The sequence below is a fragment of the Citrobacter sp. Cpo037 genome (genome assembly GCF_030332945.1).
In the GTDB taxonomy this organism is placed as follows: domain Bacteria; phylum Pseudomonadota; class Gammaproteobacteria; order Enterobacterales; family Enterobacteriaceae; genus Citrobacter; species Citrobacter portucalensis.
Map to the genome: position 1 here is coordinate 117,081 of NZ_JAOWGW010000007.1, position 24,455 is coordinate 141,535.

18 protein-coding genes are annotated in these 24,455 nt (G+C 51.9%); 11 read left to right on the forward strand and 7 right to left on the reverse strand.

Translation table 11 applies throughout. The annotated features are described in order from the left end of the window. Positions 1-15: 15 nt before the first annotated feature. A complete protein-coding gene (gene rcsB / locus OGX94_RS00575) occupies positions 16-666 on the forward strand; it encodes a response regulator transcription factor RcsB (protein WP_003027592.1) in 651 nt (216 codons plus the stop codon). A gap of 118 nt (positions 667-784) precedes the next feature. Here rcsB and rcsC read toward each other — a convergent pair whose 3' ends face one another. Continuing rightward, a complete protein-coding gene (gene rcsC / locus OGX94_RS00580; protein WP_125112621.1) occupies positions 785-3,631 on the reverse strand; it encodes a two-component system sensor histidine kinase RcsC in 2,847 nt (948 codons plus the stop codon). Positions 3,632-3,752: 121 nt separating this feature from the next. Continuing rightward, positions 3,753-6,392 carry a DNA topoisomerase (ATP-hydrolyzing) subunit A gene (gene gyrA / locus OGX94_RS00585; RefSeq protein WP_057066395.1) on the reverse strand — a complete coding sequence of 880 codons (2,640 nt, stop codon included), beginning with the start codon at positions 6,390-6,392 and terminating at the stop codon, positions 3,753-3,755. A 158-nt stretch (positions 6,393-6,550) separates the two neighbouring features. On the opposite strand from gyrA, the gene ubiG reads away from it, so the two are divergent. The 4 genes from ubiG to yfaE all read left to right on the forward strand — a co-directional run bounded on the left by ubiG (position 6,551) and on the right by yfaE (position 11,479). Beyond that, the gene (ubiG, locus tag OGX94_RS00590; protein ID WP_008785314.1) at positions 6,551-7,279 is read left to right on the forward strand and encodes a bifunctional 2-polyprenyl-6-hydroxyphenol methylase/3-demethylubiquinol 3-O-methyltransferase UbiG; all 729 of its coding nucleotides are present in this window, start codon (positions 6,551-6,553) and stop codon (positions 7,277-7,279) included. A gap of 419 nt (positions 7,280-7,698) precedes the next feature. After that, on the forward strand, positions 7,699-9,984 hold the full coding sequence (nrdA, locus tag OGX94_RS00595) for a class 1a ribonucleoside-diphosphate reductase subunit alpha (RefSeq protein WP_257661802.1): 2,286 nt from the start codon (positions 7,699-7,701) through the stop codon (positions 9,982-9,984). Between the two features lie 110 nt (positions 9,985-10,094). Continuing rightward, on the forward strand, positions 10,095-11,225 hold the full coding sequence (nrdB, locus tag OGX94_RS00600) for a class Ia ribonucleoside-diphosphate reductase subunit beta (RefSeq protein ID WP_003834668.1): 1,131 nt from the start codon (positions 10,095-10,097) through the stop codon (positions 11,223-11,225). Beyond that, a complete protein-coding gene (gene yfaE / locus OGX94_RS00605) occupies positions 11,225-11,479 on the forward strand; it encodes a ferredoxin-like diferric-tyrosyl radical cofactor maintenance protein YfaE (protein WP_003027609.1) in 255 nt (84 codons plus the stop codon). The genes nrdB and yfaE overlap by 1 nt, the downstream gene beginning before the upstream one ends. A 3-nt stretch (positions 11,480-11,482) precedes the next feature. Here the strand turns inward: yfaE and OGX94_RS00610 are convergent, their stop codons facing one another. Beyond that, a complete protein-coding gene (locus OGX94_RS00610; protein ID WP_257661801.1) occupies positions 11,483-12,673 on the reverse strand; it encodes an MFS transporter in 1,191 nt (396 codons plus the stop codon). A gap of 160 nt (positions 12,674-12,833) precedes the next feature. On the opposite strand from OGX94_RS00610, the gene OGX94_RS00615 reads away from it, so the two are divergent. Continuing rightward, on the forward strand, positions 12,834-13,712 hold the full coding sequence (locus OGX94_RS00615; RefSeq protein WP_257661800.1) for a LysR family transcriptional regulator: 879 nt from the start codon (positions 12,834-12,836) through the stop codon (positions 13,710-13,712). A gap of 61 nt (positions 13,713-13,773) precedes the next feature. Here OGX94_RS00615 and glpQ read toward each other — a convergent pair whose 3' ends face one another. Next, positions 13,774-14,841, reverse strand: a complete 1,068-nt coding sequence (glpQ, locus tag OGX94_RS00620) for a glycerophosphodiester phosphodiesterase (protein ID WP_257661799.1) — start codon at positions 14,839-14,841, stop codon at positions 13,774-13,776. A gap of 3 nt (positions 14,842-14,844) precedes the next feature. Next, on the reverse strand, positions 14,845-16,203 hold the full coding sequence (glpT, locus tag OGX94_RS00625; RefSeq protein WP_003834677.1) for a glycerol-3-phosphate transporter: 1,359 nt from the start codon (positions 16,201-16,203) through the stop codon (positions 14,845-14,847). 270 nt (positions 16,204-16,473) lie between these two features. Here glpT and glpA point away from each other — a divergent pair, with 270 nt between their 5' ends. From glpA to OGX94_RS00645, 4 genes are all read left to right on the forward strand, one after another. Continuing rightward, positions 16,474-18,102 carry an anaerobic glycerol-3-phosphate dehydrogenase subunit A gene (glpA, locus tag OGX94_RS00630; RefSeq protein ID WP_125112623.1) on the forward strand — a complete coding sequence of 543 codons (1,629 nt, stop codon included), beginning with the start codon at positions 16,474-16,476 and terminating at the stop codon, positions 18,100-18,102. Then, a complete protein-coding gene (gene glpB, locus OGX94_RS00635) occupies positions 18,092-19,351 on the forward strand; it encodes a glycerol-3-phosphate dehydrogenase subunit GlpB (RefSeq protein WP_003834683.1) in 1,260 nt (419 codons plus the stop codon). The genes glpA and glpB overlap by 11 nt, the downstream gene beginning before the upstream one ends. Beyond that, on the forward strand, positions 19,348-20,538 hold the full coding sequence (gene glpC, locus OGX94_RS00640) for an anaerobic glycerol-3-phosphate dehydrogenase subunit GlpC (RefSeq protein ID WP_003834686.1): 1,191 nt from the start codon (positions 19,348-19,350) through the stop codon (positions 20,536-20,538). Before glpB ends, glpC begins: the two co-directional genes overlap by 4 nt. 183 nt (positions 20,539-20,721) lie before the next feature. Continuing rightward, complete coding sequence (locus OGX94_RS00645; RefSeq protein WP_257661797.1) at positions 20,722-21,663, forward strand: Rpn family recombination-promoting nuclease/putative transposase; 942 nt, start codon at positions 20,722-20,724, stop codon at positions 21,661-21,663. 38 nt (positions 21,664-21,701) lie between these two features. On the opposite strand, the gene OGX94_RS00650 is transcribed toward OGX94_RS00645, so the two are convergent. Both OGX94_RS00650 and OGX94_RS00655 read right to left on the reverse strand, forming a co-directional pair. Beyond that, complete coding sequence (locus OGX94_RS00650; RefSeq protein ID WP_257661796.1) at positions 21,702-22,898, reverse strand: nicotinamide mononucleotide deamidase-related protein YfaY; 1,197 nt, start codon at positions 22,896-22,898, stop codon at positions 21,702-21,704. Positions 22,899-22,977: 79 nt separating this feature from the next. Continuing rightward, positions 22,978-23,520 carry a YfaZ family protein gene (locus tag OGX94_RS00655; RefSeq protein ID WP_003834693.1) on the reverse strand — a complete coding sequence of 181 codons (543 nt, stop codon included), beginning with the start codon at positions 23,518-23,520 and terminating at the stop codon, positions 22,978-22,980. 318 nt (positions 23,521-23,838) lie between these two features. Here OGX94_RS00655 and nudI point away from each other — a divergent pair, with 318 nt between their 5' ends. Next, positions 23,839-24,264, forward strand: a complete 426-nt coding sequence (gene nudI / locus OGX94_RS00660) for a nucleoside triphosphatase NudI (RefSeq protein WP_257661988.1) — start codon at positions 23,839-23,841, stop codon at positions 24,262-24,264. Positions 24,265-24,455: the final 191 nt, after the last annotated feature.

Here is a 24,455-nt window from a genome sequence, read left to right on the forward strand (position 1 = left end):
AAGGTAGCCCAATACATGAACACTATGAACGTAATTATTGCCGATGACCACCCGATTGTACTGTTCGGTATTCGTAAATCACTTGAGCAAATCGAGTGGGTAAATGTTGTCGGCGAATTTGAAGACTCCACTGCACTGATCAACAATTTGCCTAAGTTGGATGCGCATGTGTTGATTACCGACCTCTCCATGCCGGGAGATAAATACGGTGATGGGATCACGTTAATTAAATATATCAAGCGTCATTTCCCGAGCCTGTCGATTATCGTTCTGACCATGAACAACAATCCGGCTATCCTGAGCGCGGTACTGGATCTCGATATTGAAGGGATCGTACTGAAGCAAGGTGCGCCAACCGACCTGCCAAAAGCGCTGGCCGCGCTGCAGAAAGGTAAGAAATTTACCCCGGAAAGCGTGTCTCGTCTGCTGGAGAAAATCAGCGCCAGCGGCTATGGCGACAAACGTCTGTCACCGAAAGAGAGTGAAGTTCTGCGCTTGTTTGCCGAAGGTTTCCTGGTTACTGAGATCGCCAAAAAGCTCAACCGCAGCATTAAAACCATCAGTAGCCAGAAAAAATCGGCAATGATGAAGCTCGGTGTGGAAAACGATATCGCACTGCTGAATTACCTCTCCTCCGTGACGCTGAGTCCGTCAGACAAAGAATAATTCTTTATCACGTCAAAATGCCTGATGGCGCTGCGTTTATCAGGCCTACGAACACACAGCATCGTGCACGTTTCGTAGGCCGGATAAGACTAACGCCGCCATCCGGCTCTTTTATTCCCTATCCCCGCGTTTTTCTCACTCTTTCCGCATAGACCGCCAGCGTTTGCTTCAATACGTCTAAGGTCACCGGCTTGGACAGACAGCTATCCATACCTGATTCCAGACAACGCTGCTTCTCTTCGGCAAGCGCGTTTGCCGTTACCCCCACAACAGGCAGCGTTAACCCTAGCTGGCGGATACGCTGCGTCAGGCGATAACCATCCATATTTGGCATGTTGACGTCACTCAGCACAATGTCGATATGGTTTTTGCTGAGTACATTGAGCGCATCCACACCGTCATTCGCCGTTTTACACTGATATCCCAACGATCCCAACTGATCGGCCAGTAAGCGCCGGTTGATAGGGTGATCGTCAACAACCAGGATCATCATGTCATCGTTCGTCGCACCGGCTTTATCCGGGGCTGGCAGCGCCGTGGAAAGATCTTCACTCCCCAGCTCTACACTGTATATATGCGCCAACAGCGCAGGCAGTTCGTGCGGTGACGCCACGCTGTGTACCCATTCTCCAGGCTCTCTTTCCAGCGGAATGCCAATATGGCGGCGGCAGAAAATCACCGCAGCCCGTCCCTGCCACGCCTGTTCCAGCACATCGTCAGCCACCAGCAGGTCATCCGCATCGGGCTGTTGTCCCTCATATCGCAGCACCGTCATCCCGTTACGCGTCAGGCTGGATTCGAGAAAATGGTACAGTGACGCATTACGTACTGCCAGCCAGCAACGCGTGCCAGCCAATCCTTCAACACCCTTTTTCAGCGGATACTGTGCGCCATACAGCGGAATACGTAGCGTAAACTGACTCCCCATTCCCGGCTCGGAATCGACGGAAATATCCCCATCCATCATGCTGATCAGTTTTTCACAAATCGCCAAACCGAGTCCCGTTCCCTGGAAATTACGCTGTACGCCAGTCCCCACCTGGAAGAAAGGATCGAACAACCGAACCACCTCTTTGGCAGGGATCCCTACACCGGTATCACGCACTCGAATGCTCAGGTAGTCGCCGCTGCACTGCACGTGCAGCACAATACAACCGGTATCGGTAAACTTGATTGCGTTACTCAGCAGATTAGAAATCACCTGTTGTAAACGCATCGGATCGCCATTCAGCGCCACAGGCACATCCGGGTCGATAAAGCAGTACAACCCCAACTGCTTGCGGACCACCAGCGGCAAATAGTTAGCCGTAATATGGTTCATGACTTCACGCGGTGAAAACTCTCGCGGCTCAATCTTCAGCTGTTCAGATTCAATTTTTGAGAAGTCGAGAATATCGCTGATAATTTTCAGCAGCAGACTGGAAGAGTTATTCATCGCCGTTACCAGACGATCCACCCCACTCGGTAACTCTTTGGTTTGCAACAAATCAAGGTTACCGATAATGCCATATAGAGGTGTACGTAGCTCATGGCTCACCGTCGCAAGGAACATCGATTTGGACTGGCTGGCCTGTTCCGCCGCCTGCGCCATCTCCTGCAACGACTCTTCCATTTTAACGCGCGCACTGACATCAACCAGGACACAAATTGCCACGTTTTCATTGCGATAGCGCGAGTGCACAAAGCTGATTTGCAGATTGGTATTGTTGCTGGTCAGCACATCAACAAAATTGACCTGTTGGCCGCAAATAATTTGCGTTAACCGCTGACGGTCTTCATGCGTCAGCATGTTCAGATAGGTGTGCGCCAGTTCGTTACTCAGGATGTTAATGCCATCCATCGTGCGCAGAATACAAATACCCACCGGCGCAGAAGCTACGATTTTACGGTTAAACTGCTCATGTTCTTCCAGACGCTGAGCATCGCTTTCCGCTGGAATAAAAATGCGCCGTTCATACATGCGCGTGAGCATAAACAATGCCGCCCCAACCAGCACGTTCAACAAGATAGCGTTCAGGATCATCATGCGGATCCGCTCCAGCACCAGATCGACCGGTACGGAGTACACGATGCTCAGGGAGGACGGAGGCAGATTCTTCTTCAATACCAGCTCGCGGAAACCCGGTGTGTAACCAAACCAGGAGCGTTCCTGCATCCAGTGGGGCTCAGCCTTAATATTCCCTTCAGGGCCAGTGAGAGAAATTAGCGCATGCCCATTTTCGTCGAGGATGGTCACGCCCATCGGTAAACTGCCCGGCGTGAAGAAATTCTCCATGCGAATTGGCTGCTCTACGCCCAACAGCGCCTGGAGGCGATTGGCGAGGTAAACCGGCGTCAGCGCATAGAAATACCCTACTCCCGGACGTGGCCCCTGGCTGATCCAGAACAAGTTGTTGCCATTTTCGTCTTGCGTAGCATTACGATACTTAATAATGCGCTCATGCAGCGCCTTCAGGGCCTCGTCACGTTCAACGGGCATATCACGCAAACCGAAATTGGCCATACAGAGGTTGTCGCTGCCGATCAGGAACACTCGATTTAAATCATAGGCGGCGGAAAAGTTGTCGCGCCAGTAGCGCATAAACCATGCCAGTGATTCCAGAGAACCTCGCCAGGCGTTGCCCATGACAGAACAGTCGGAGTCGGCAAACAACGGCTCAAAATTAGGCACGACGGTTTTATCATCTCGCGCCCGCAGCGACATCACACCGTTTTCCGCCGTTAAGCGATTCTCGGCAATATATTTCAGCTCTTTAATGACATCAGATGTGCGCTGAATGTAGCGCTGGGCCTGATCGGAGCTGAGATTAAGCTCCTGATGGATCTCAGACTCTCGCTGGTGCAGCGCATTCACAATGTAGAACACGGAAGCAAACGCAATCAGACACCAGATAACGAGCGCCAACGCTCTGAACAGGTAGCGTGAGACTTTTAGGGTTGAATGAACGGAAGCAAGGTATTTCAAAGGGGCGAAGCTCCGCCTCAGGGCATTAATAGAGTGTGGTTAAGGTAGCGGTAAATGTCTTTTGTCGCAATGCCATTAAAAAAAGGGCCGGATTTCTCCGGCCCTTTTTATAGCGTCTTAATTACTCGTCAGCGTCATCCGCTGCTGCATCGTCATCGCTTTCCGCTTCAGGTGCGATATCCTCGTCACCTTCAGCTGCACTTCCGTCGATGGAGTCGAGCTCTTCATCATCAACCGGTTCAGCAACGCGTTGCAGACCCACGACGTTTTCGTCTTCCGCAGTACGGATAAGGATCACACCCTGGGTATTACGTCCTACCACGCTGATTTCCGACACGCGAGTACGTACCAGCGTACCTGCGTCGGTGATCATCATGATCTGGTCGGTATCTTCAACCTGCACTGCGCCAACAACGGAACCGTTGCGCTCGGTAACCTTGATGGAGATAACGCCCTGGGTCGCACGAGACTTGGTCGGATACTCTTCCGCCGCCGTACGTTTACCGTAACCGTTCTGAGTAACGGTCAGGATCGCACCTTCACCGCGCGGAACGATCAGCGATACCACGCTATCTTTTTCCGCCAGCTTGATACCGCGTACACCGGTCGCGGTACGACCCATTGCACGGACAGCATCTTCTTTAAAGCGCACCACTTTACCTGCCGCAGAGAACAACATGACTTCGTCACTGCCGGATGTCAGATCTACACCAATCAGTTCGTCGCCTTCGTTCAGGTTAACCGCAATAATACCGGCAGAACGCGGACGGCTGAATTCGGTCAGCGCCGTTTTCTTCACGGTACCGCTGGCGGTTGCCATGAAGACGTTCACGCCCTCTTCGTACTCACGTACTGGCAGAATTGCGGTAATACGTTCGTTAGCTTCCAGCGGCAGCAGGTTGACGATTGGACGTCCACGCGCGCCACGGCTTGCTTCCGGCAACTGATAGACCTTCATCCAGTACAAACGACCACGGCTGGAGAAGCAGAGGATCGTGTCATGGGTGTTGGCCACCAGCAGGCGGTCAATAAAGTCTTCTTCTTTAATGCGTGCTGCTGATTTACCTTTACCGCCACGACGCTGCGCTTCGTAATCGGTTAACGGCTGATATTTCACGTAGCCCTGATGAGACAAGGTTACGACAACATCTTCCTGGCTAATCAGATCTTCGATGTTGATGTCAGCGCTGTTCGCGGTGATTTCAGTACGACGAGCGTCACCGAATTGTTCACGAATCAGCTCCATCTCTTCACGGATAACTTCCATCAGACGATCGGCGCTGCCCAGAATGTGCAGCAGTTCAGCGATCTGTTCCAGCAGCTCTTTGTATTCGTCGAGCAGTTTTTCGTGCTCAAGGCCAGTCAGTTTCTGCAAACGCAGATCCAGAATCGCCTGGGCCTGCTGTTCAGTCAGGTAGTACTGACCGTCACGCACGCCAAATTCCGGCTCCAGCCATTCAGGACGCGCGGCGTCATCACCGGCACGCTCCAGCATGGCGGAAACGTTGCCCAGTTCCCACGAACGCGCAACCAGCGCAGCTTTCGCTTCAGCCGGGGTCGGCGCGCGGCGGATCAGTTCGATAATCGGATCGATGTTCGCCAGCGCAATCGCCAGCGCTTCAAGGATGTGCGCACGGTCGCGGGCTTTACGCAGTTCAAAGATAGTACGACGGGTAACGACTTCACGGCGGTGACGTACGAACGCGGCAATAATATCTTTCAGGTTCATGATCTTCGGCTGGCCATGGTGCAATGCAACCATGTTGATACCGAAGGAAACCTGCAGTTGGGTCTGGGAATAGAGGTTGTTCAGAACCACTTCCCCGACCGCATCGCGTTTCACTTCAATCACGATGCGCATACCGTCTTTGTCAGACTCGTCACGCAGCGCGCTGATGCCTTCAACGCGTTTGTCTTTTACCAGCTCGGCGATTTTCTCAATCAGGCGTGCTTTGTTTACCTGATACGGAATTTCGTGAACGATAATGGTTTCACGGCCCGTTTTGGCATCTGCTTCGACTTCCGCGCGTGCGCGAATGTACACTTTGCCACGGCCGGTACGGTAGGCTTCTTCAATACCACGACGACCGTTGATGATCGCGGCGGTCGGGAAGTCCGGACCCGGAATATGTTCCATCAGCCCTTCAATGCTGATGTCTTCATCGTCAATATATGCCAGACAGCCGTTGATCACTTCGGTCAGGTTGTGCGGCGGAATGTTGGTCGCCATACCTACCGCGATACCGGACGAACCGTTCACCAGCAGGTTAGGAATTTTGGTCGGCATGACGTCAGGAATTTGTTCGGTGCCGTCATAGTTGTCGACGAAATCAACCGTTTCTTTTTCCAGGTCAGCCATCAGCTCATGGGCGATTTTCGACATACGGATTTCCGTATAACGCATCGCCGCTGCGGAGTCGCCATCGACAGAACCAAAGTTACCCTGACCATCTACCAGCATGTAGCGCAAGGAGAATGGCTGCGCCATACGAACAATGGTGTCGTAAACGGCGATATCACCATGAGGGTGGTATTTACCGATTACGTCACCAACGACACGGGCAGATTTTTTATAGGCTTTATTCCAGTCGTTGCCCAATACGTTCATGGCGTAAAGTACGCGACGGTGAACCGGTTTCAGGCCATCTCGGACGTCCGGCAGCGCACGGCCAACAATGACCGACATCGCATAATCCAGATAGGAGCTCTTCAGCTCTTCCTCAATGTTGACCGGTGTAATTTCTCTCGCAAGGTCGCTCATCTAACCGCTATCCCTCTACTGTATCCCGGATTCAAAGGTCGCAAATTATAACACATCCGTGCAGATTCAGGTAAATGGATTCCCCCTGACAGAGGCTTTATTCATCCCGTCAGGCTGATATACTCATTTGCATCGCAAATTTAGGAGTAGAAGCCCCAATGAATGCCGAAAAACCTCCGGTAGCTCACAACGTTGACCATGAAGAAATTGCCAAGTTTGAAGCAGTCGCGTCACGCTGGTGGGATCTTGAGGGTGAATTTAAGCCGCTGCACCGCATTAACCCACTGCGTCTGGGCTATATTACTGAGCGCTCAGGCGGCCTGTTTGGTAAAAAGGTACTCGACGTCGGATGCGGCGGCGGTATTCTGGCGGAGAGTATGGCGCGCGAAGGCGCCACCGTCACCGGACTGGACATGGGTTTTGAACCGCTGCAGGTAGCGAAACTGCATGCGCTGGAAAGCGGTATCCAGGTAGAGTACGTACAAGAAACCGTCGAAGAGCATGCGGAAAAGCATGCACATCAGTATGACGTTGTCACCTGTATGGAAATGCTGGAGCACGTGCCAGACCCACAGTCAGTGGTCAGAGCTTGCGCCAGGCTGGTCAAACCGGGTGGCGAAGTATTTTTCTCCACGCTTAACCGCAACGGTAAATCCTGGCTGATGGCGGTGGTCGGAGCGGAATATATTCTGCGCATGGTGCCGAAAGGCACGCACGATGTGAAAAAGTTTATTAAGCCTGCTGAATTATTAGAGTGGGTTGACCAGACCGTACTGAAAGAGCGTCATATGACCGGCCTGCATTACAACCCCATAACCAACACCTTCAAACTTGGCCCGGGCGTTGATGTGAACTATATGGTACATACCACCGCCAAGGTTGATTAACTGCACCTGTAGGCCGGAAAAAGCGTGCTACGCCGCCATCCGGCCTGCTTACTGGAACCATGCCTGATGACGTTTCGCTTATCAGGCCTACAAATCCTGTGCCAGATCATAAGAACTTTCCTTGCCTTAGATGAAGAAATCAGCACTCGATCAAATTTTCTATTTTTTTTCTCAATTATTGACATCCTCGCCAGGCCTTATAAGACGCGCACTTAGCGATTATCACCCTTTTGCAACCTCAATTTAACCTCAAAATCAACTCTTGTGCTGAAAAGAATCCCTACTAGAATACTCACCATATAGCGTCTATTTTATCAAACAACCCCTACATATAGTATTTATCCACAGACTTAGTCACAACATGACTCTGTGGATAATATGGGGGATATTTTTTCTTTCACGGACAGGTAAAAAACCACATGAATCAGAGTCTGCTGGTGACAAAGCGTGATGGTAGTACAGAGCGCATCAATCTCGACAAAATCCACCGAGTTCTGGATTGGGCGGCAGAAGGACTGAATAACGTATCGATTTCTCAGGTTGAGCTGCGCTCCCACATTCAGTTTTATGACGGAATCAAGACCTCCGACATCCATGAAACAATCATCAAAGCAGCCGCCGACCTGATCTCCCGCGAAGCGCCGGATTATCAGTATCTGGCTGCCCGTCTGGCGATTTTCCACCTGCGTAAAAAAGCCTACGGTGAGTTTGAACCGCCAAAGCTGTTCGACCATGTCTTGAAAATGGTTGAAATGGGCAAATACGACAATCATCTGCTGGAAGACTACACGGAAGAAGAGTTCAAGCAGATGGACTCGTTCATCGTACACGACCGTGATATGACCTTCTCCTACGCTGCGGTGAAGCAGTTGGAAGGTAAATATCTGGTGCAAAACCGTGTTACCGGTGAGATCTATGAAAGCGCACAGTTCCTCTACATTCTGGTAGCGGCTTGCCTGTTCTCTAACTATCCGCGTGAAACACGTCTGCAATATGTAAAACGTTTCTACGACGCCGTTTCTACGTTCAAAATCTCGCTGCCGACGCCAATTATGTCCGGCGTGCGTACCCCAACGCGTCAGTTCAGCTCCTGCGTACTGATCGAGTGCGGCGACAGCCTGGACTCCATCAACGCAACCTCCAGCGCAATTGTGAAATACGTTTCTCAGCGTGCCGGTATCGGCATTAACGCTGGTCGCATCCGTGCGCTGGGGAGCCCGATTCGCGGCGGTGAAGCGTTCCACACCGGCTGTATTCCGTTCTACAAGCATTTCCAGACTGCGGTGAAATCCTGCTCTCAGGGGGGCGTACGCGGTGGTGCAGCCACGCTGTTCTACCCAATGTGGCACCTGGAAGTTGAAAGCCTGCTGGTCCTGAAAAACAACCGTGGCGTCGAAGGCAACCGCGTTCGTCACATGGACTATGGCGTACAAATCAACAAGCTGATGTACACCCGTCTGCTGAAAGGCGGCGACATCACCCTGTTTAGCCCGTCCGACGTCCCGGGTCTATATGACGCGTTCTTCGCCGATCAGGATGAGTTCGAGCGTCTGTACACCCAATATGAAAACGACGACAGCATCCGCAAACAGCGCGTAAAAGCAGTTGAGCTGTTCTCACTGATGATGCAGGAACGTGCCTCGACCGGTCGTATCTACATTCAGAACGTTGACCACTGCAACACCCATAGCCCGTTTGATCCGGTTGTCGCGCCGGTACGCCAGTCCAACCTGTGCCTGGAAATCGCCCTGCCGACCAAACCGCTGACCGACGTTAACGATGAAAACGGCGAAATTGCGCTGTGTACGCTGTCCGCATTTAACCTGGGCGCTATCGAAAGTCTGGACGAACTGGAAGAGCTGGCTGTACTGGCGGTACGTGCGCTGGATGCGCTGCTCGATTACCAGGATTATCCGATTCCGGCCGCCAAACGCGGTGCGATGGGTCGTCGTACGCTGGGTATTGGCGTGATCAACTACGCTTACTGGCTGGCGAAAAACGGTAAACGCTACTCTGACGGCAGCGCCAATAACCTGACTCACAAAACCTTTGAAGCGATTCAATATTACCTGCTGAAGGCTTCTAACGAGCTGGCAAAAGAGCAAGGCGCATGCCCATGGTTTAACGAAACCACCTATGCGAAAGGTATTCTGCCGATTGATACCTATAAAAAAGATCTTGATGCTATCGCTAACGAACCGCTGCATATGGACTGGGAACAGCTGCGTGAATCTATCAAGACTCACGGCCTGCGTAACTCCACGCTGTCAGCCCTGATGCCGTCCGAGACCTCTTCGCAGATCTCCAACGCCACCAACGGCATTGAACCGCCACGCGGTTACGTGAGCATCAAAGCATCGAAAGATGGGATTCTGCGTCAGGTCGTGCCGGACTACGAACACCTGCACGACGCATACGAACTGCTGTGGGAAATGCCAAACAACGACGGCTATCTGCAGCTGGTAGGCATCATGCAGAAATTTATCGATCAGTCGATTTCCGCCAACACCAACTACGATCCGTCGCGCTTCCCGTCCGGAAAAGTACCGATGCAGCAGTTGCTGAAAGACCTGCTCACCGCCTACAAATTTGGTGTTAAAACGCTGTATTATCAGAACACCCGTGACGGTGCGGAAGACTCTCAGGACGATCTGGTACCGTCCATTCAGGACGATGGCTGCGAAAGCGGCGCATGTAAGATTTAATCTTTTGCCGGGTGGCGTAACGCTTACCCGGCCTACAAATTAATTCGCGGTATTGTAGGCCGGATAAGCAAAGCGCATCCGGCAGTACATTCCAGACAGGATTCACATCAATGGCATACACCACTTTTTCACAGACGAAAAATGATCAGCTTCTGGAACCGATGTTCTTCGGCCAGCCGGTGAACGTCGCCCGCTACGATCAGCAAAAATATGACATCTTTGAAAAACTGATCGAAAAGCAGCTCTCTTTCTTCTGGCGTCCGGAAGAAGTCGATGTTTCTCGCGATCGTATCGACTTCCAGGCATTGCCGGAACATGAAAAACATATCTTCATCAGCAACCTGAAGTATCAGACGCTGTTGGACTCCATTCAGGGACGTAGTCCTAACGTCGCGCTGCTGCCGTTAATCTCGATCCCTGAACTGGAAACCTGGGTGGAAACGTGGGCGTTTTCTGAAACGATCCACTCCCGCTCTTACACCCACATCATCCGTAATATTGTTAACGATCCGGCGGTGGTGTTTGACGATATCGTCACCAACGAGCAAATCCAGAAACGCGCAGAAGGCATCTCCAGCTACTACGACGAATTGATCGAGATGACCAGCTACTGGCATTTGCTCGGTGAAGGTACGCATACCGTTAATGGTAAAACGGTTGTCGTAAACCTGCGTGAGCTGAAGAAGAAGCTGTATCTGTGCCTGATGAGCGTGAACGCGCTGGAAGCGATCCGCTTTTATGTCAGCTTCGCCTGCTCTTTCGCCTTCGCCGAACGTGAACTGATGGAAGGCAACGCGAAAATTATTCGTCTGATCGCCCGCGACGAAGCCCTGCACCTGACCGGTACTCAGCATATGCTGAACCTGCTGCGCAGCGGCGTGGACGATCCGGAGATGGCGGAAATTGCCGAAGAGTGCAAACAAGAGTGCTACGACCTGTTCGTACAGGCCGCGCTGCAGGAAAAAGAGTGGGCAGACTATCTGTTCCGTGATGGCTCAATGATTGGCCTGAACAAAGACATTCTGTGCCAGTATGTTGAGTACATCACCAACATCCGTATGCAGGCTGTTGGACTCGATCTGCCATTCCAGACACGTTCTAACCCGATCCCTTGGATCAATACCTGGCTGGTGTCTGACAACGTCCAGGTTGCGCCGCAGGAAGTGGAAGTCAGCTCTTATCTGGTCGGCCAGATCGATGCCGAAGTCGATACTGACGATCTGAGTAACTTCCAGCTCTGATGGGCCGCGTGACTCTGCGCATCTCTGGCACGCAGTTGCTGTGCCAGGATGAACACCCTTCCCTGCTTGCCGCGCTCGAGTCGCACGATGTTGAAGTCGAATATCAGTGTCGTGAAGGCTACTGCGGCTCCTGCCGTACCCGCCTGGTGGCGGGACAGGTTGACTGGATTGCAGAACCGCTGGCCTTCATTCAGCCCGGTGAAATATTGCCGTGCTGTTGCCGGGCAAAAGGCGATATTGAAATAGAGCTGTAGTGTTTAGTGAACTTCATGCGCGGAGACCAGTACCACGTCTCCGCGTTTTTTCATCTGCATGATATACAACGCCCCGGCCAGTACCACCAGCAGCGCCCCCACCAGATAAATCGCCCGATATCCCACACCCTCGACCATCATCCCCATGATAAACGCGCCGATTGCCATTCCTGCATCCATCGCATTGAAAAACAGCGAATTGGCGATACCAATTTTATGGGGTTCCACCGAACTAATAATTTGTGTCTGAAATACGGGTGTGACCGAACCATAACCGATGCCAATTAATCCACCGGAAATAATCATCATAATGCTACCGTAAGTATAGCCAAGCGCCACCAGCCCGACTGTGAAAGCCAGCAAACACGGATAGACCACGTATTTCGGCCCTTTTTTATCACAAACATTGCCGGTAAAGGTTCGACAGATCATCAGGCAAATGGCGTAACACAACAGGAAATTACTGGCGGCAGCCATCAGATCGAGCTCGCGCGCATACAGTGCGAGAAAAGCGGAAACGCCCGCGTAGGAAAAGGTCATGAAAAACGTCACCATCGCGAAAGGCAGTGCGGCGCGATCAAACATTGCCGCAAATCCCAGCTTCGGTTTTGAGCCGTCAGCATGACGGATAACCGGCGGTACGGCGACAATCAATGACAGGATAATACCCAGTACGGCAACCGCGCTACACAGCCAGAATGCTGTGGTAAAAGCTCCCCAGCGTGCCATGTTCAGCCCTACCCACGGCCCCACAACCATTGCCAGTCCCATGGCTAACGAGAAAAAACTGATGCCCTCCCCACGTCGGGAGGCCGGTATCAACCGCGCGGAAATCGTTCCTTTTACCGTAGTAATAACGCCAAACGTTACACCATGAAGCACCCGAATCAACAGCAGTGATTCAATTGAGTGGCAAACAGGATACAGCGCAGTGACCACCAAAAAGGCCAGAGAAGAGAGCACCAGAATTGTTTTATTCGAATATTTTCCTACCCATTGTCCCGCAAACGGGCGCACAACAATTGCGGCCCCCAAAAAGAAGGTGACTAATAATCCGGCCTTATCTGGAGTGGCATGCAGGCGATCCGAAATATAGATCGGTAACAGCGTGAGCAGGACATAAAAAACAAAAAATATAATAAAGCTGATTATCGTTATTGCCCAAAAATCTTTCGTCCACAGTTTTTCTTTCATATTCGACAACCTGTCCAGACGGCGCACGCAGGCAACGCTCAGCTCAACTGAACTACGGACAGGTGCGTCGAAGAGTGATTTTACGGTAGACCGCAAGTATAAACAGGTCCATTATATTAGAGAAATTAATCGTTTTAATATTGTTGATTAGAGGGAACTAATGACACTAACCCAGATCCACGCCCTGCTTGCCGTACTTGAGTACGGTGGATTTACCGAAGCCAGCAAGCGGCTGTACATGACCCAATCCGCCGTTAGCCAGGCAATTTCAGCGCTAGAGGAAGAGCTAGGGGTTGATATTCTTATCCGCGAACGCCGCAAAGACATTCAACTTAGTCCGGCCGGGAGTCGGATCGTTTCACACCTGCGGACGATCGTGTCTGAAACCAACGCGGTGAAAGAGATTGCCGAGCAGGAGCGACAAAACCCGGCCAGAACCCTGCGTATCGGCTGCTTTCCCAGCGCCTGTGCCTGCATTTTGCCCGGCATCATCCACCACTTCGAACAGCACCACCCGCATATCAAAATTATCCCTTATGAAGAAAACAGCACGGCAATAGTTGATTCCCTGCGCAGTGGGGATATCGATGCGGGATTTGTGCATTTCCCGGTAAATGGCATGTACTGCGTACCGGTGTATCGCGACAAATTTACCGTTGTAGTTCCTGAAAGCCATCCGCTGGCGGCCAATAGCACGATTTCAGTGGAACAACTGGTTGGAGAACCGCTCATTATCAGCAAAGGTCGCTATGAATTAAGCATCATGGCGCTATTTAAAGAGAAGGGGATTGAACCGGTCATTAAATACGAGTTTAACCATCCGGATACCGCGATGAGCTTTATTCGTCAGGGGCTGGGTATAGCATTATTACCGGAATTAACGCTGAAGGCGGTTGGTGGGAAAGTACGCTCAGTCGCGCTGGAACCAACGTTCTATCGACAGATATCCTTACTGGTAAAAGAGCCGCCGGTGGACGGCAGCCCTTTATTTCTCCTGCAGGCATGCATGGAAACGTTGACAGCAGACGGCCTTATCTAGCAGTTAAAACGTTTCATCCATTAAGGCCTGTGACCGGAGGTGCATCACAGGCCTTACGCTATCACTCTTTATCCAAGAATTTCACTGCTTTGTCGGGGAAGTCGGTGAACAGCCCGTCAACGCCCGCCTTGTTATAAAGAATGTCATACAGCTGGTTTACGTCAGTGGTGTAATCCGGCAGTTGATCGGCGCGAACGGTATAAGGATGCACCACCATCTTACTCTGATGTGCGTCCTGCACCATGCCAGTTAACGAGATATTGCCCTTCTTCGACTTCTCATCAATCAGCATGTGGTAGTCCGGCCCAATGCCGTCCGCATACTGCGCAACCTGCTTCATGGCACCCGGTTTAAACATCCAGTCGTAGTTGTAATTCACCCAACTGCCGTCCGGCTTTTTCTCCTGGGTTTCATTCCAGTCAGTGTACGCAATCAACTGTACCAGATTGAGATCCATCCCCATCTTCGGTTCCAGTTCATTTTTAATGCGCTTCAACTCTGCAACATCAAAACACTGTAGATAGACCTTGTCGTTCTTGTCGGTATACCCGTACTTTTTCAGTACTTCCAGTGTTTTAGCCGCAATGTCCTTCCCTTCCTGGTGATGGAACCACGGTGCTTTCATTTCCGGGTAAATACCGATGTTTTTACCGGTGGAATGATTTAATCCCTGAACAAACTCAATCTCTTCTTCGAACGTGTGCACGCGGAAATCAGATTTACCCATCGGGAAGCGCCCTGGGTAGGTCTGGACCTTTTTGCCATTTTCGATATCGAAGCCTTCGGTAAATTTCAGCGATTTAATTTCATCCAGCGTAAAGTCGATGGCGTAGTAACGCCCATCTTTACGCGCACGATCCGGAAAACGCTCGGCAACATCGGTGACGCGGTCAAGATAGTGGTCATGCAGGACGACCAGATGGTCATCCTTGGTCATAACCAAATCCTGCTCCAGATAATCCGCACCCTGGGCATAGGCCATCGCTTTTGCTGGCAGCGTATGCTCCGGCAGATAACCGCTGGCGCCACGATGCGCAATCACGATTTTATCTGCGGCAACCGCTGCACTGCTGACCACCATACCTGCGAGCATCAGCGCCACGCTGAGACTTTTCAATGTGGTTTTCATCTATTAGCCCCCGTTACGCTTCAGTTCCATCTCTTCGTGATGGCGTTTTTCGCCAATCATGACGACTACCAGCAGAATAACCGCCAGCACGCTACCGCCAATCATCACCATAAAGCCGCCGTCCCAACCGAAGAAGTCAACGGTGTAACCAACAATGGCGCTCGCGGCCACAGAACCACCGAGATAACCGAACAGACCGGTAAAGCCAGCCGCCGTTCCCGCCGCTTTTTTCGGTGCCAGTTCCAGCGCGTGCAGACCAATCAACATTACCGGGCCGTAGATCAGGAAGCCGATGATGATCATACAAGCCATATCCACGTTCGGGTTGCCTGCCGGGTTCATCCAGTAAACGATGGTTGCAATAGTTACCAGCGTCATAAAGAACACGCCGGTCGCGCCACGGTTACCACGGAAGACTTTATCCGACATCCAGCCGCACAGCAGCGTGCCCGGAATACCCGCATACTCATACAGGAAGTAGGCCCAGGATGACTTGTCCAGTGCGAAATGCTTCACTTCTTTCAGGTAGGTCGGTGACCAGTCCAGGATGCCGTAACGCAGCAGATAAACAAACACGTTAGCGATAGCGATGTACCACAACAGTTTGTTCGGCAGTACGTACTGCATGAAGATCTGCTTCGCAGTTAGCTCTTCTTCCGCTTTCTCGGTGTAATCGTCCGGATAGTCGTTCTTATACTCTTCGATAGGCGGCAGACCACAGGACTGCGGCGTATCACGCATCAGGGCAAAAGCAATCAGCGCGACGACGATCGCTCCGAAAGCAGGCATATACAGCGCCGCTTTCCAGTCATTGAACCAGGCCATACCCAGCAGGAACAACAGCGGAGGCAGACCGCCACCCACGTTGTGCGCACAGTTCCAGACGGAAACAATTCCTCCACGCTCTTTCTGCGACCACCAGTGCACCATAGTACGACCACACGGCGGCCAGCCCATCCCCTGGAACCATCCGCAGAGGAACAGCAGCACAAACATAATAGCAATACTCGATGTCGCCCACGGCACAAAGCCCATGAACAGCATCACTGCGGCGGCCAGAATCAGACCGGCTGGCAGGAAAACGCGCGGATTCGAGCGATCCGAAATGGACCCCATGATGAATTTCGAAAATCCGTAAGCAATGGAGATACCGGACAACGCAAAACCCAGATCGCCACGCGAGAAACCTTGCTCAACCAGATACGGCATCGCAAGGGCAAAGTTCTTACGTACCAGATAGTACGCGGCATAACCAAAGAAAATCCCCAGAAAAATCTGCCAACGTAATCGACGATATGTCGGGTCGATCTCCGCTGCAGGTAAACGCGCCGTGTGTGACGCTGGTTTAAAAATGCTCAACATAGTGTAGCCTCCGTGGCCGTCTTTCATTCGAAGTAAACACTGCAGTTCGTCATTACTACCCTACCGCTCCCAGTGTGGCCGCGATGTTAAGGAAAGATACATAACAAAAATGTGAAACGCAGCACATATTGTTACAGATTTATGACAAATGTTCATAAAGGCGCACGAAATCACGTTTCATTTTCGAATAATGAGCGATTATGCGCGAAATCAAACAATCCATGTTTTTTATGTGGCTAAATGATAAAAAACGAACTGTGAGGAAAAACAATGAAAACTCGCGACTCGCAAACAAGTGACGTGATTATCATTGGTGGAGGAGCAACAGGTGCAGGGATCGCACGTGACTGTGCGCTGCGCGGGTTGCGCGTCATCTTAGTGGAACGCCACGATATCGCCACAGGTGCGACCGGGCGCAACCACGGTCTGCTGCACAGCGGTGCACGCTACGCCGTCACCGACGCTGAATCTGCCCGTGAGTGCATCAGCGAAAACCAAATTCTGAAACGTATCGCCCGCCATTGCGTTGAGCCAACGGACGGTCTGTTTATCACCCTGCCGGAGGATGAGCTGTCCTTCCAGTCCACCTTTATTCGCGCCTGTGAAGAGGCAGGGATTCGCGCAGAAGCGATTGACCCTCAGCAGGCACGTATTATCGAACCTTCTGTGAATCCACAGCTGATTGGTGCAGTAAAAGTACCAGACGGCACGGTCGATCCTTTCCGCTTAACAGCAGCTAACATGCTGGATGCGCGTGAGCATGGAGCGGTTATCTTAACGGCGCATGAAGTGACGGGACTGATCCGCGAAGGCGCAACGGTTTGCGGCGTTAACGTGCGCAATCATCTGACAGGCGAAATGCAGTCCCTGCATGCACCGGTTGTCGTCAACGCCGCTGGGATCTGGGGTCAACGCATTGCGGAATATGCCGATCTGAGCATCCGTATGTTCCCGGCCAAAGGTTCGTTGCTGATTATGGATCATCGCATTAACCAGCATGTCATTAACCGCTGCCGTAAGCCATCTGACGCCGATATTCTGGTGCCTGGCGATACCATTTCACTGATCGGTACCACCTCACAGCACATTGATTACGACGATATCGACAGCAACCGCGTCACCGCAGAAGAGGTCGATATTCTGCTGCGTGAAGGCGAGAAGCTGGCGCCGATTATGGCGAAAACGCGCATTTTACGCGCCTACTCTGGCGTACGCCCGCTGGTGGCTAGCGACGACGACCCAAGCGGTCGTAACGTCAGCCGTGGGATTGTACTGTTCGATCACGCTGAACGTGACGGACTGGACGGATTTATCACCATTACCGGCGGCAAACTGATGACCTACCGCCTGATGGCGGAATGGGCCACCGATGCCGTTTGTCGTAAGCTGGGCAATACCCAGCCTTGCACAACGGCAGACACCGCGCTGCCTGGCTCACAGGAATCTACCGAGCATACGCTTAAACGCGTGATCTCATTGCCTGCGCCACTGCGCGGCTCGGCGGTCTACCGTCACGGCGATCGCACCCCTGCGTGGCTTAGCGAAGGCCGTCAGCACCGCAGTCTGGTCTGCGAATGCGAAGCAGTCACCGCAGGCGAAGTGCAATACGCCGTCGAGAATTTAACCGTCAACAGCCTGCTCGATTTGCGTCGCCGTACCCGTGTTGGAATGGGGACCTGCCAGGGCGAATTGTGTGCCTGCCGCGCCGCAGGTTTACTGCAACGTTTTAATGTCACTACCGCAGCGCAGTCCATTACCCAGCTTTCCGACTTCCTCAATGAACGCTGGAAAGGCGTGCAGCCTATCGCCTGGGGAGATGCGCTGCGCGAAAGCGAATTCACGCGCTGGGTTTATCAAGGGTTGTGTGGTCTGGAAAAGGAGCACCAGGATGAAATTTGATACCGTCATTATCGGCGGCGGCCTCGCCGGACTGCTATGTGGCCTGCAACTGCAAAAAAGCGGACTGCGCTGCACGATTGTTACCCGCGGCCAAAGCGCCCTGCATTTTTCCTCCGGCTCACTGGATTTGCTCAGCAGCTTACCCGATGGTCAACCGGTGACGGATATAGAAGCGGGTTTGAATGCGCTGCGCACTCAGGCACCCACACATCCGTATAGCACCATCGGAACGCAGAACGTTCTGGAACTGGCCCAGCAGGCGCAAAATTTACTGGATGAATGCGGAACGCATTTGCAGGGCAAAGTGCATCAGGCGCATCAACGTGTTACGCCGCTGGGCACCCTGCGCTCAACCTGGTTAAGTTCCCCGGAAGTGCCGGTCTGGCCGCTGTCCGCGCAGCGTATCTGCGTTGTAGGGATTAGCGGGTTACTGGATTTTCAGGCGCATCTCGCCGCAGCGTCATTACGCCAACGCAATCTCAGCGTCGAGACGGCAGAAATCGAGCTGCCGGAGCTGGATGTCCTGCGTGATAACCCAACCGAGTTTCGCGCCGTTAATATTGCGCGCCTGCTGGATAACGAAGATAAATGGTCGCTGCTCTATGACGCATTGCTGCCAATGGCAAAAACCTGCGACATGATAATCATGCCGGCATGCTTTGGTCTGGCCGATGAGCGGCTCTGGCAGTGGCTTAACGAGCGCCTCCCCTGCTCGCTGACACTGTTACCGACCCTACCACCTTCGGTGCTGGGCATGCGTTTGCACAACAAATTACAGCGCCAGTTTGTGCGCCAGGGCGGTGTGTGGATGCCGGGTGATGAAGTGAAAAAAATCACCTGTCAGGATGGCGTGGTCAGCGAAATCTGGACCCGAAATCATGCCGATATCCCCTTGCGGCCACGTTTCGCCGTGCTCGCCAGCGGCAGCTTCTTCAGCAGCGGGCTGGTCGCCACGCGTGAGGCAATCCACGAACCAATCCTGGGACTTGATGTACAGCAAACAGCTACCCGCGCCGAGTGGTATCAGCGTGATGTTTTCGATCCACAACCGTGGCAACAGTTTGGCGTAACAACCGATACCGCATTGCGTCCATCACTGGCGGGAAAAACGATAGAGAACATGTATGCCATCGGTTCCGTCCTCGGCGGATTCGACCCTATCGCCCAGGGTTGCGGAGGCGGCGTGTGCGCAGTTAGCGCCTTACATGCCGCGCATCATATTGCAAAACGTGCAGGAGGACAGCAATGAGCGACACACGTTTTGAAAGTTGTATCAAATGTACGGTGTGCACCACCGCCTGCCCGGTAAGCCGCGTCAATCCGAGCTACCCGGGCCCTAAGCAGGCCGGCCCGGACGGTGAACGTCTGCGCCTGAAAGATGGCGCGCTATATGACGACGCGCTGAAATACTGCATCAACTGTAAACGCTGCGAAGTGGCCTGTCCGTCAGACGTGAAAATCGGCGATATCATCCAGCGCGCGCGTGCCAAATACGACACGACGCGCCCATCGTTGCGTAACTTTGTCTTAAGCCATACAGATTTAATGGGTAGCGTATCCACCCCCTTCGCCCCAATAGTGAATACCGCCACCTCATTAAAACCGGTGCGTCAATTGCTGGATTACGCGTTAAAAATCGATCATCGCCGTACGCTGCCGAAGTACTCCTTTGGCACCTTCCGCCGCTGGTATCGTAGCGTTGCCGCACAGCAGGCGCAGTATCAGGATCAGGTCGCCTTTTTCCACGGCTGTTTTGTGAATTACAACCATCCCCAGCTCGGCAAAGACCTGATCAAGGTGTTGAATGCGATGGGAACCGGCGTGCAACTGCTGAGTAAAGAGAAATGCTGCGGCGTGCCGCTGATTGCCAACGGTTTTACCGATAAAGCGCGTAAGCAGGCAGTAAGCAACGTGGCCTCACTCAGAGAGGCAATTGATGGCAAAGGCATTCCGGTGATTGCCACCTCATCAACCTGTACCTTTGCGCTACGTGATGAATATCCGGAAGTGCTGGATGTCGACAACTCAGGCCTGCGTGAACACATTGAACTGGCAACCCGCTGGCTATGGCGCAAGCTGGATGAAGGTAAAACGCTGCCGCTGAAAACGCTGCCGCTGAAGGTGGTCTATCACACGCCATGTCACATGGAGAAAATGGGCTGGACGCTCTATACGCTGGAGCTACTGCGACAAATTCCAGGGCTGGAGCTGACGGTGCTGGATTCTCAGTGTTGCGGGATTGCCGGGACTTACGGCTTTAAAAAGGAAAACTATCCGACTTCACAGTCTATCGGCGCACCGTTATTCCGCCAGATTGAAGAAAGCGGCGCTGATATCGTCGTCACCGACTGCGAAACCTGTAAATGGCAGATTGAGATGTCAACAAGCAAGCGCTGCGAACATCCTATCACCCTGCTTGCCAAAGCGTTGGGTTAACTCTGTTGCCCGGTAGCATTTGCTACCGGGCATTTTTGCGTAGCCCGTTCCGCTTAATTGAATACGTTGCAGTCGGGCGTATTTATCTCTGATTCATCCACGCAAAGAACCCATTTCCCACATGCAGTGCATATTAAAAGTAGATACCGTCACGCCATCTTCTCTTTCTGGTGACGGACTACCATGGCTAAATCCACTACATCTACACCGCATGATGCCGTTTTTAAAAAGATAATGTCTTACCCTGAGATGGCTCGGGATTTTCTGGATATACACCTTCCCATCGCATTACGTGAGATATGTGATTTACAAACGCTGAAGCTGGAGTCCACCAGTTTTATCGAACAGGATCTCCGCGCATACTACTCCGACGTAGTGTGGTCACTAAAAACCCGCGAAGGCCTGGGCTATATTTATTGTGTTATTGAACATCAGAGTACCGCGGTACCGCACATGGCATTTCGTCTGTTGCGATATGCCACCTCGGCGATGCAGCATCATCTTGATGCCGGCAATAAAACGCTGCCGCTGGTGATCCCCATGTTGTTTTATCACGGCCAACAAAGTCCTTATCCCTGGTCACTAAACTGGCTGGATGAATTTGACAATCCACAGCTGGCACGACAGCTTTATTCAGAAGCCTTTCCGCTGGTCGACATTACCGTAATACCTGATGATGAAATCGCACAGCATCGGCGTGTTGCACTGCTAGAGTTGATGCAAAAACATATCCGCGATCGTGATTTGATGGGGTTGGTGGACCGCCTGGTCTCGCTATTAGTTACAAGCACCGCTAATGACAGCCAGCTACAAACGCTATTTAATTACCTGCTACGGTACGGTGACGTTTCTCGCGTCAGCGAGTTTATCCGCGAAGTTGCCGAACGTTCCCCCCATCACAAGGAGAAGCTGATGACAATTGCAGAGAGGCTCAGGCAGGAAGGCCACCAAAATGGACTGCAAGAAGGGATACAGCAAGGGTTAGAACAAGGGTTAGAACAAGGGGTGCAAAAAGGTACACAAGAAGAAGCCTTACGTATCGCTCACATAATGCTGGAACAAGGTATTGATCGTGATTTAGTTCAGTTAATTACCGGGCTATTGCCTGGCGATACCACCGCATGAGCCAGATTGGGAAGGCATTTAGCCTTCCCAATCAATGATTAAATCGTCAACGACTCAACCACTTCGATCCAGCCGTGTTCGCTAGCGATATCCTGATTGTTAAGCCAGCGGCGCAGCATATTTAGCGCCATCATCGCGCACACTTCCTGACGAATCGCCAGGCTGTAGCGATTTGCATTCAGCCGTACGCGCAAGGCGTGTGTCCCATCAGGCGTGGCCAGCGCAAAGTTAATATGTTCGTTTTCGAAAGCCGATATCGCGAGTGCCAATCCGGCATAATGCTTGCTGCGTCGCTCGGTTATCCAATGCGCCGTTTGTGCCAGCGTTTCTTCCTGGGGCGGAACCACCTCACTCGCCAATAACGGAGCATTCGCACGAGAAAGCTGCAATGCCACCAGACCACCGGTGAATTGTTCGCTCAGCGTCAGGCTGTATTGCCGTTCTTGCAACGTGCGGGCGATTTGCGCGGGTAAGCCTTCCGTACCTTCAAAAATCATATTCTGCCCGGCAACCCGCTTAACTTCTGGCCACAGCGCCAGCATCGCTTCCCGTTGGGAATCCGGACCGGTCAGCTTCAGCTCAATAATCGGCATTGAGGAGCGATAGCCCATTGTTACTCCCGGAGGCAACGGGAGCGGATCCAGGCTCTGCGCCAGGTCGCTTTCAGAACGGCCAAATGTGGTTAATCGCAGGCATAACTGGGGTTGAGCCAAAGAGAAACGCTCACGCAAACGAGGCAGGATCTCATGCTCCACCATGACTTTGAATTCTGACGGTACACCCGGTGTAAAGAACATCAGGCAGCGGTTAAGCTTCAGGGCGAACCCACACGCGGTACCCACCGGATTATTGATAAACTCAGCGCTGGCTGGGAGTTCAGCCTGTTTGCGGTTGCTTGGCGCCATCACGCGGCCACGATCGCGGAAATATCGCTCCATCTCGGCCAGCCATGCTTCATGCAACACCAGCCCTTCGCCTTTTGCCGTTGCCGCTGCCAGCGCGCTCAAATCATCGCTGGTAGGTCCCAGACCGCCATTAACGATCAGTACATCGGCGTGTTCGCTACGCTCACGCAAAACGGCGACCAAATCGTTAAGATTGTCACCTACCGTGTTGCGGCGTGTTAGCGGTAAACCCTGATTAAAGAAAAAGTCGGCCAGCCAGGCGGCATTAGTGTCGACGATTTGTCCGTGCAACACTTCATCCCCGGTGGATAGCATCTCCACGTTTAACATCGTGTTCTCCTGCTTTTATGATGAAAACACTATAACGCATGGAGGGGGGAAGGCGCGACTGAACGCCGCGCCAGAAATGTTAGAAGCTGGCGTTAACCCCAACGTACGGGCCATCAGCAATCGCGTTATCACGGTTGCCATCTTTGCCTGCCAGGTTTAGGTAACGATAACCGGCTTCGATGCTCAGCGGACGCATAATGGTCAGACGCGCACCGGCATTCGCTTCTTCATAGCTGTCGATACCGCTGGAAAGTGAATCAGGAGAGTAATAATACTCACCAAACAGACGGAAGCTATCGCCAATCGGCCATTGTAAACCACCACCGACAGCGGCAGCATAGCCTTCATCGCCATCATTTGGATTGGTATAAACACCTTTACCACCAACGGTCGCCATCAGCGGCCCCAGTGGGATATTCAGACCTAAACCCAGCCCGGCAACATCACCGTCGTCATCGTTATGCATCCAGTTACCGCTGACAGCCAGACCGGTGGTCTCAGTGCCCATACCGAATCCCAGGTTGGTGTAGTCTTCGCCAGCCTGGCCGCTGATGCTAATCGCGTTCGCCGACGCGGAAACAAACAGCATTCCGGCAAAACCCAACATTAAACTTTTTTTCATTTTCTATCCTTTCCTGCAAGAATCAAAACATAGCCCCAAAACCGATGAATTGTACTGTCAGATGACGAGGAATCAATGAGCTAAAAAAGCGATGCAATGACATATTGTAACTAAATACTACTCACAAGATTTATTTAAGGTTAAATTCTTGTGCCAATTACACAGTTGGACGTCCCAGAACGTCATTTTCAACAAACATCCTGATTTCCCTGCCAAAGCGCTCTTAATTGCCGATGAAACATTTTTTCTGCCGCCAGCAAAAGGTAAGATGAGCACATGATGGAATTTTTCTATACCTCCCCTACAAGGACTCGAATGATGCGCCAAAGAACGATTGTTTGCCCATTAATTCAAAACGATGGCTGTTATTTACTCTGTAAAATGGCTGATGACCGCGGCGTGTTTCCCGGTCAGTGGGCGCTTTCCGGTGGCGGTGTTGAACCGGGTGAACGTATTGAAGAAGCTCTGCGCCGTGAAGTGAGGGAAGAGCTGGGCGAACAACTGGTGTTATCAGAAATTACCCCCTGGACCTTCAGTGATGATATTCGCACTAAAACCTATGCTGATGGCAGTCAGGAAGAGATTTACATGATTTATCTCATCTTCGATTGTGTGGCGGCGAATCGTGAAGTGAAGATTAACGAAGAGTTCCAGGCATTCGCCTGGGTTAAACCGGAAAATCTCTGTGCCTATGATTTAAATATCGCCACGCGTAAAACGTTAACCTTGAAAGGGTTACTGTAGGTTATCATTTTAATAACGGCATATAATTAACATTCCGAATAGCGGCATTGCACTCATAAACTTATAGCAAACAGCAATGCCGCAAAAACAGAAAAAATAATTTAATTTCATCAAGATAAATAAAAATCACCTCTATTTATCCGTCTATCCCAAACCTTAAACTCTTAAGGATAAATTAACCTTCAGTCATT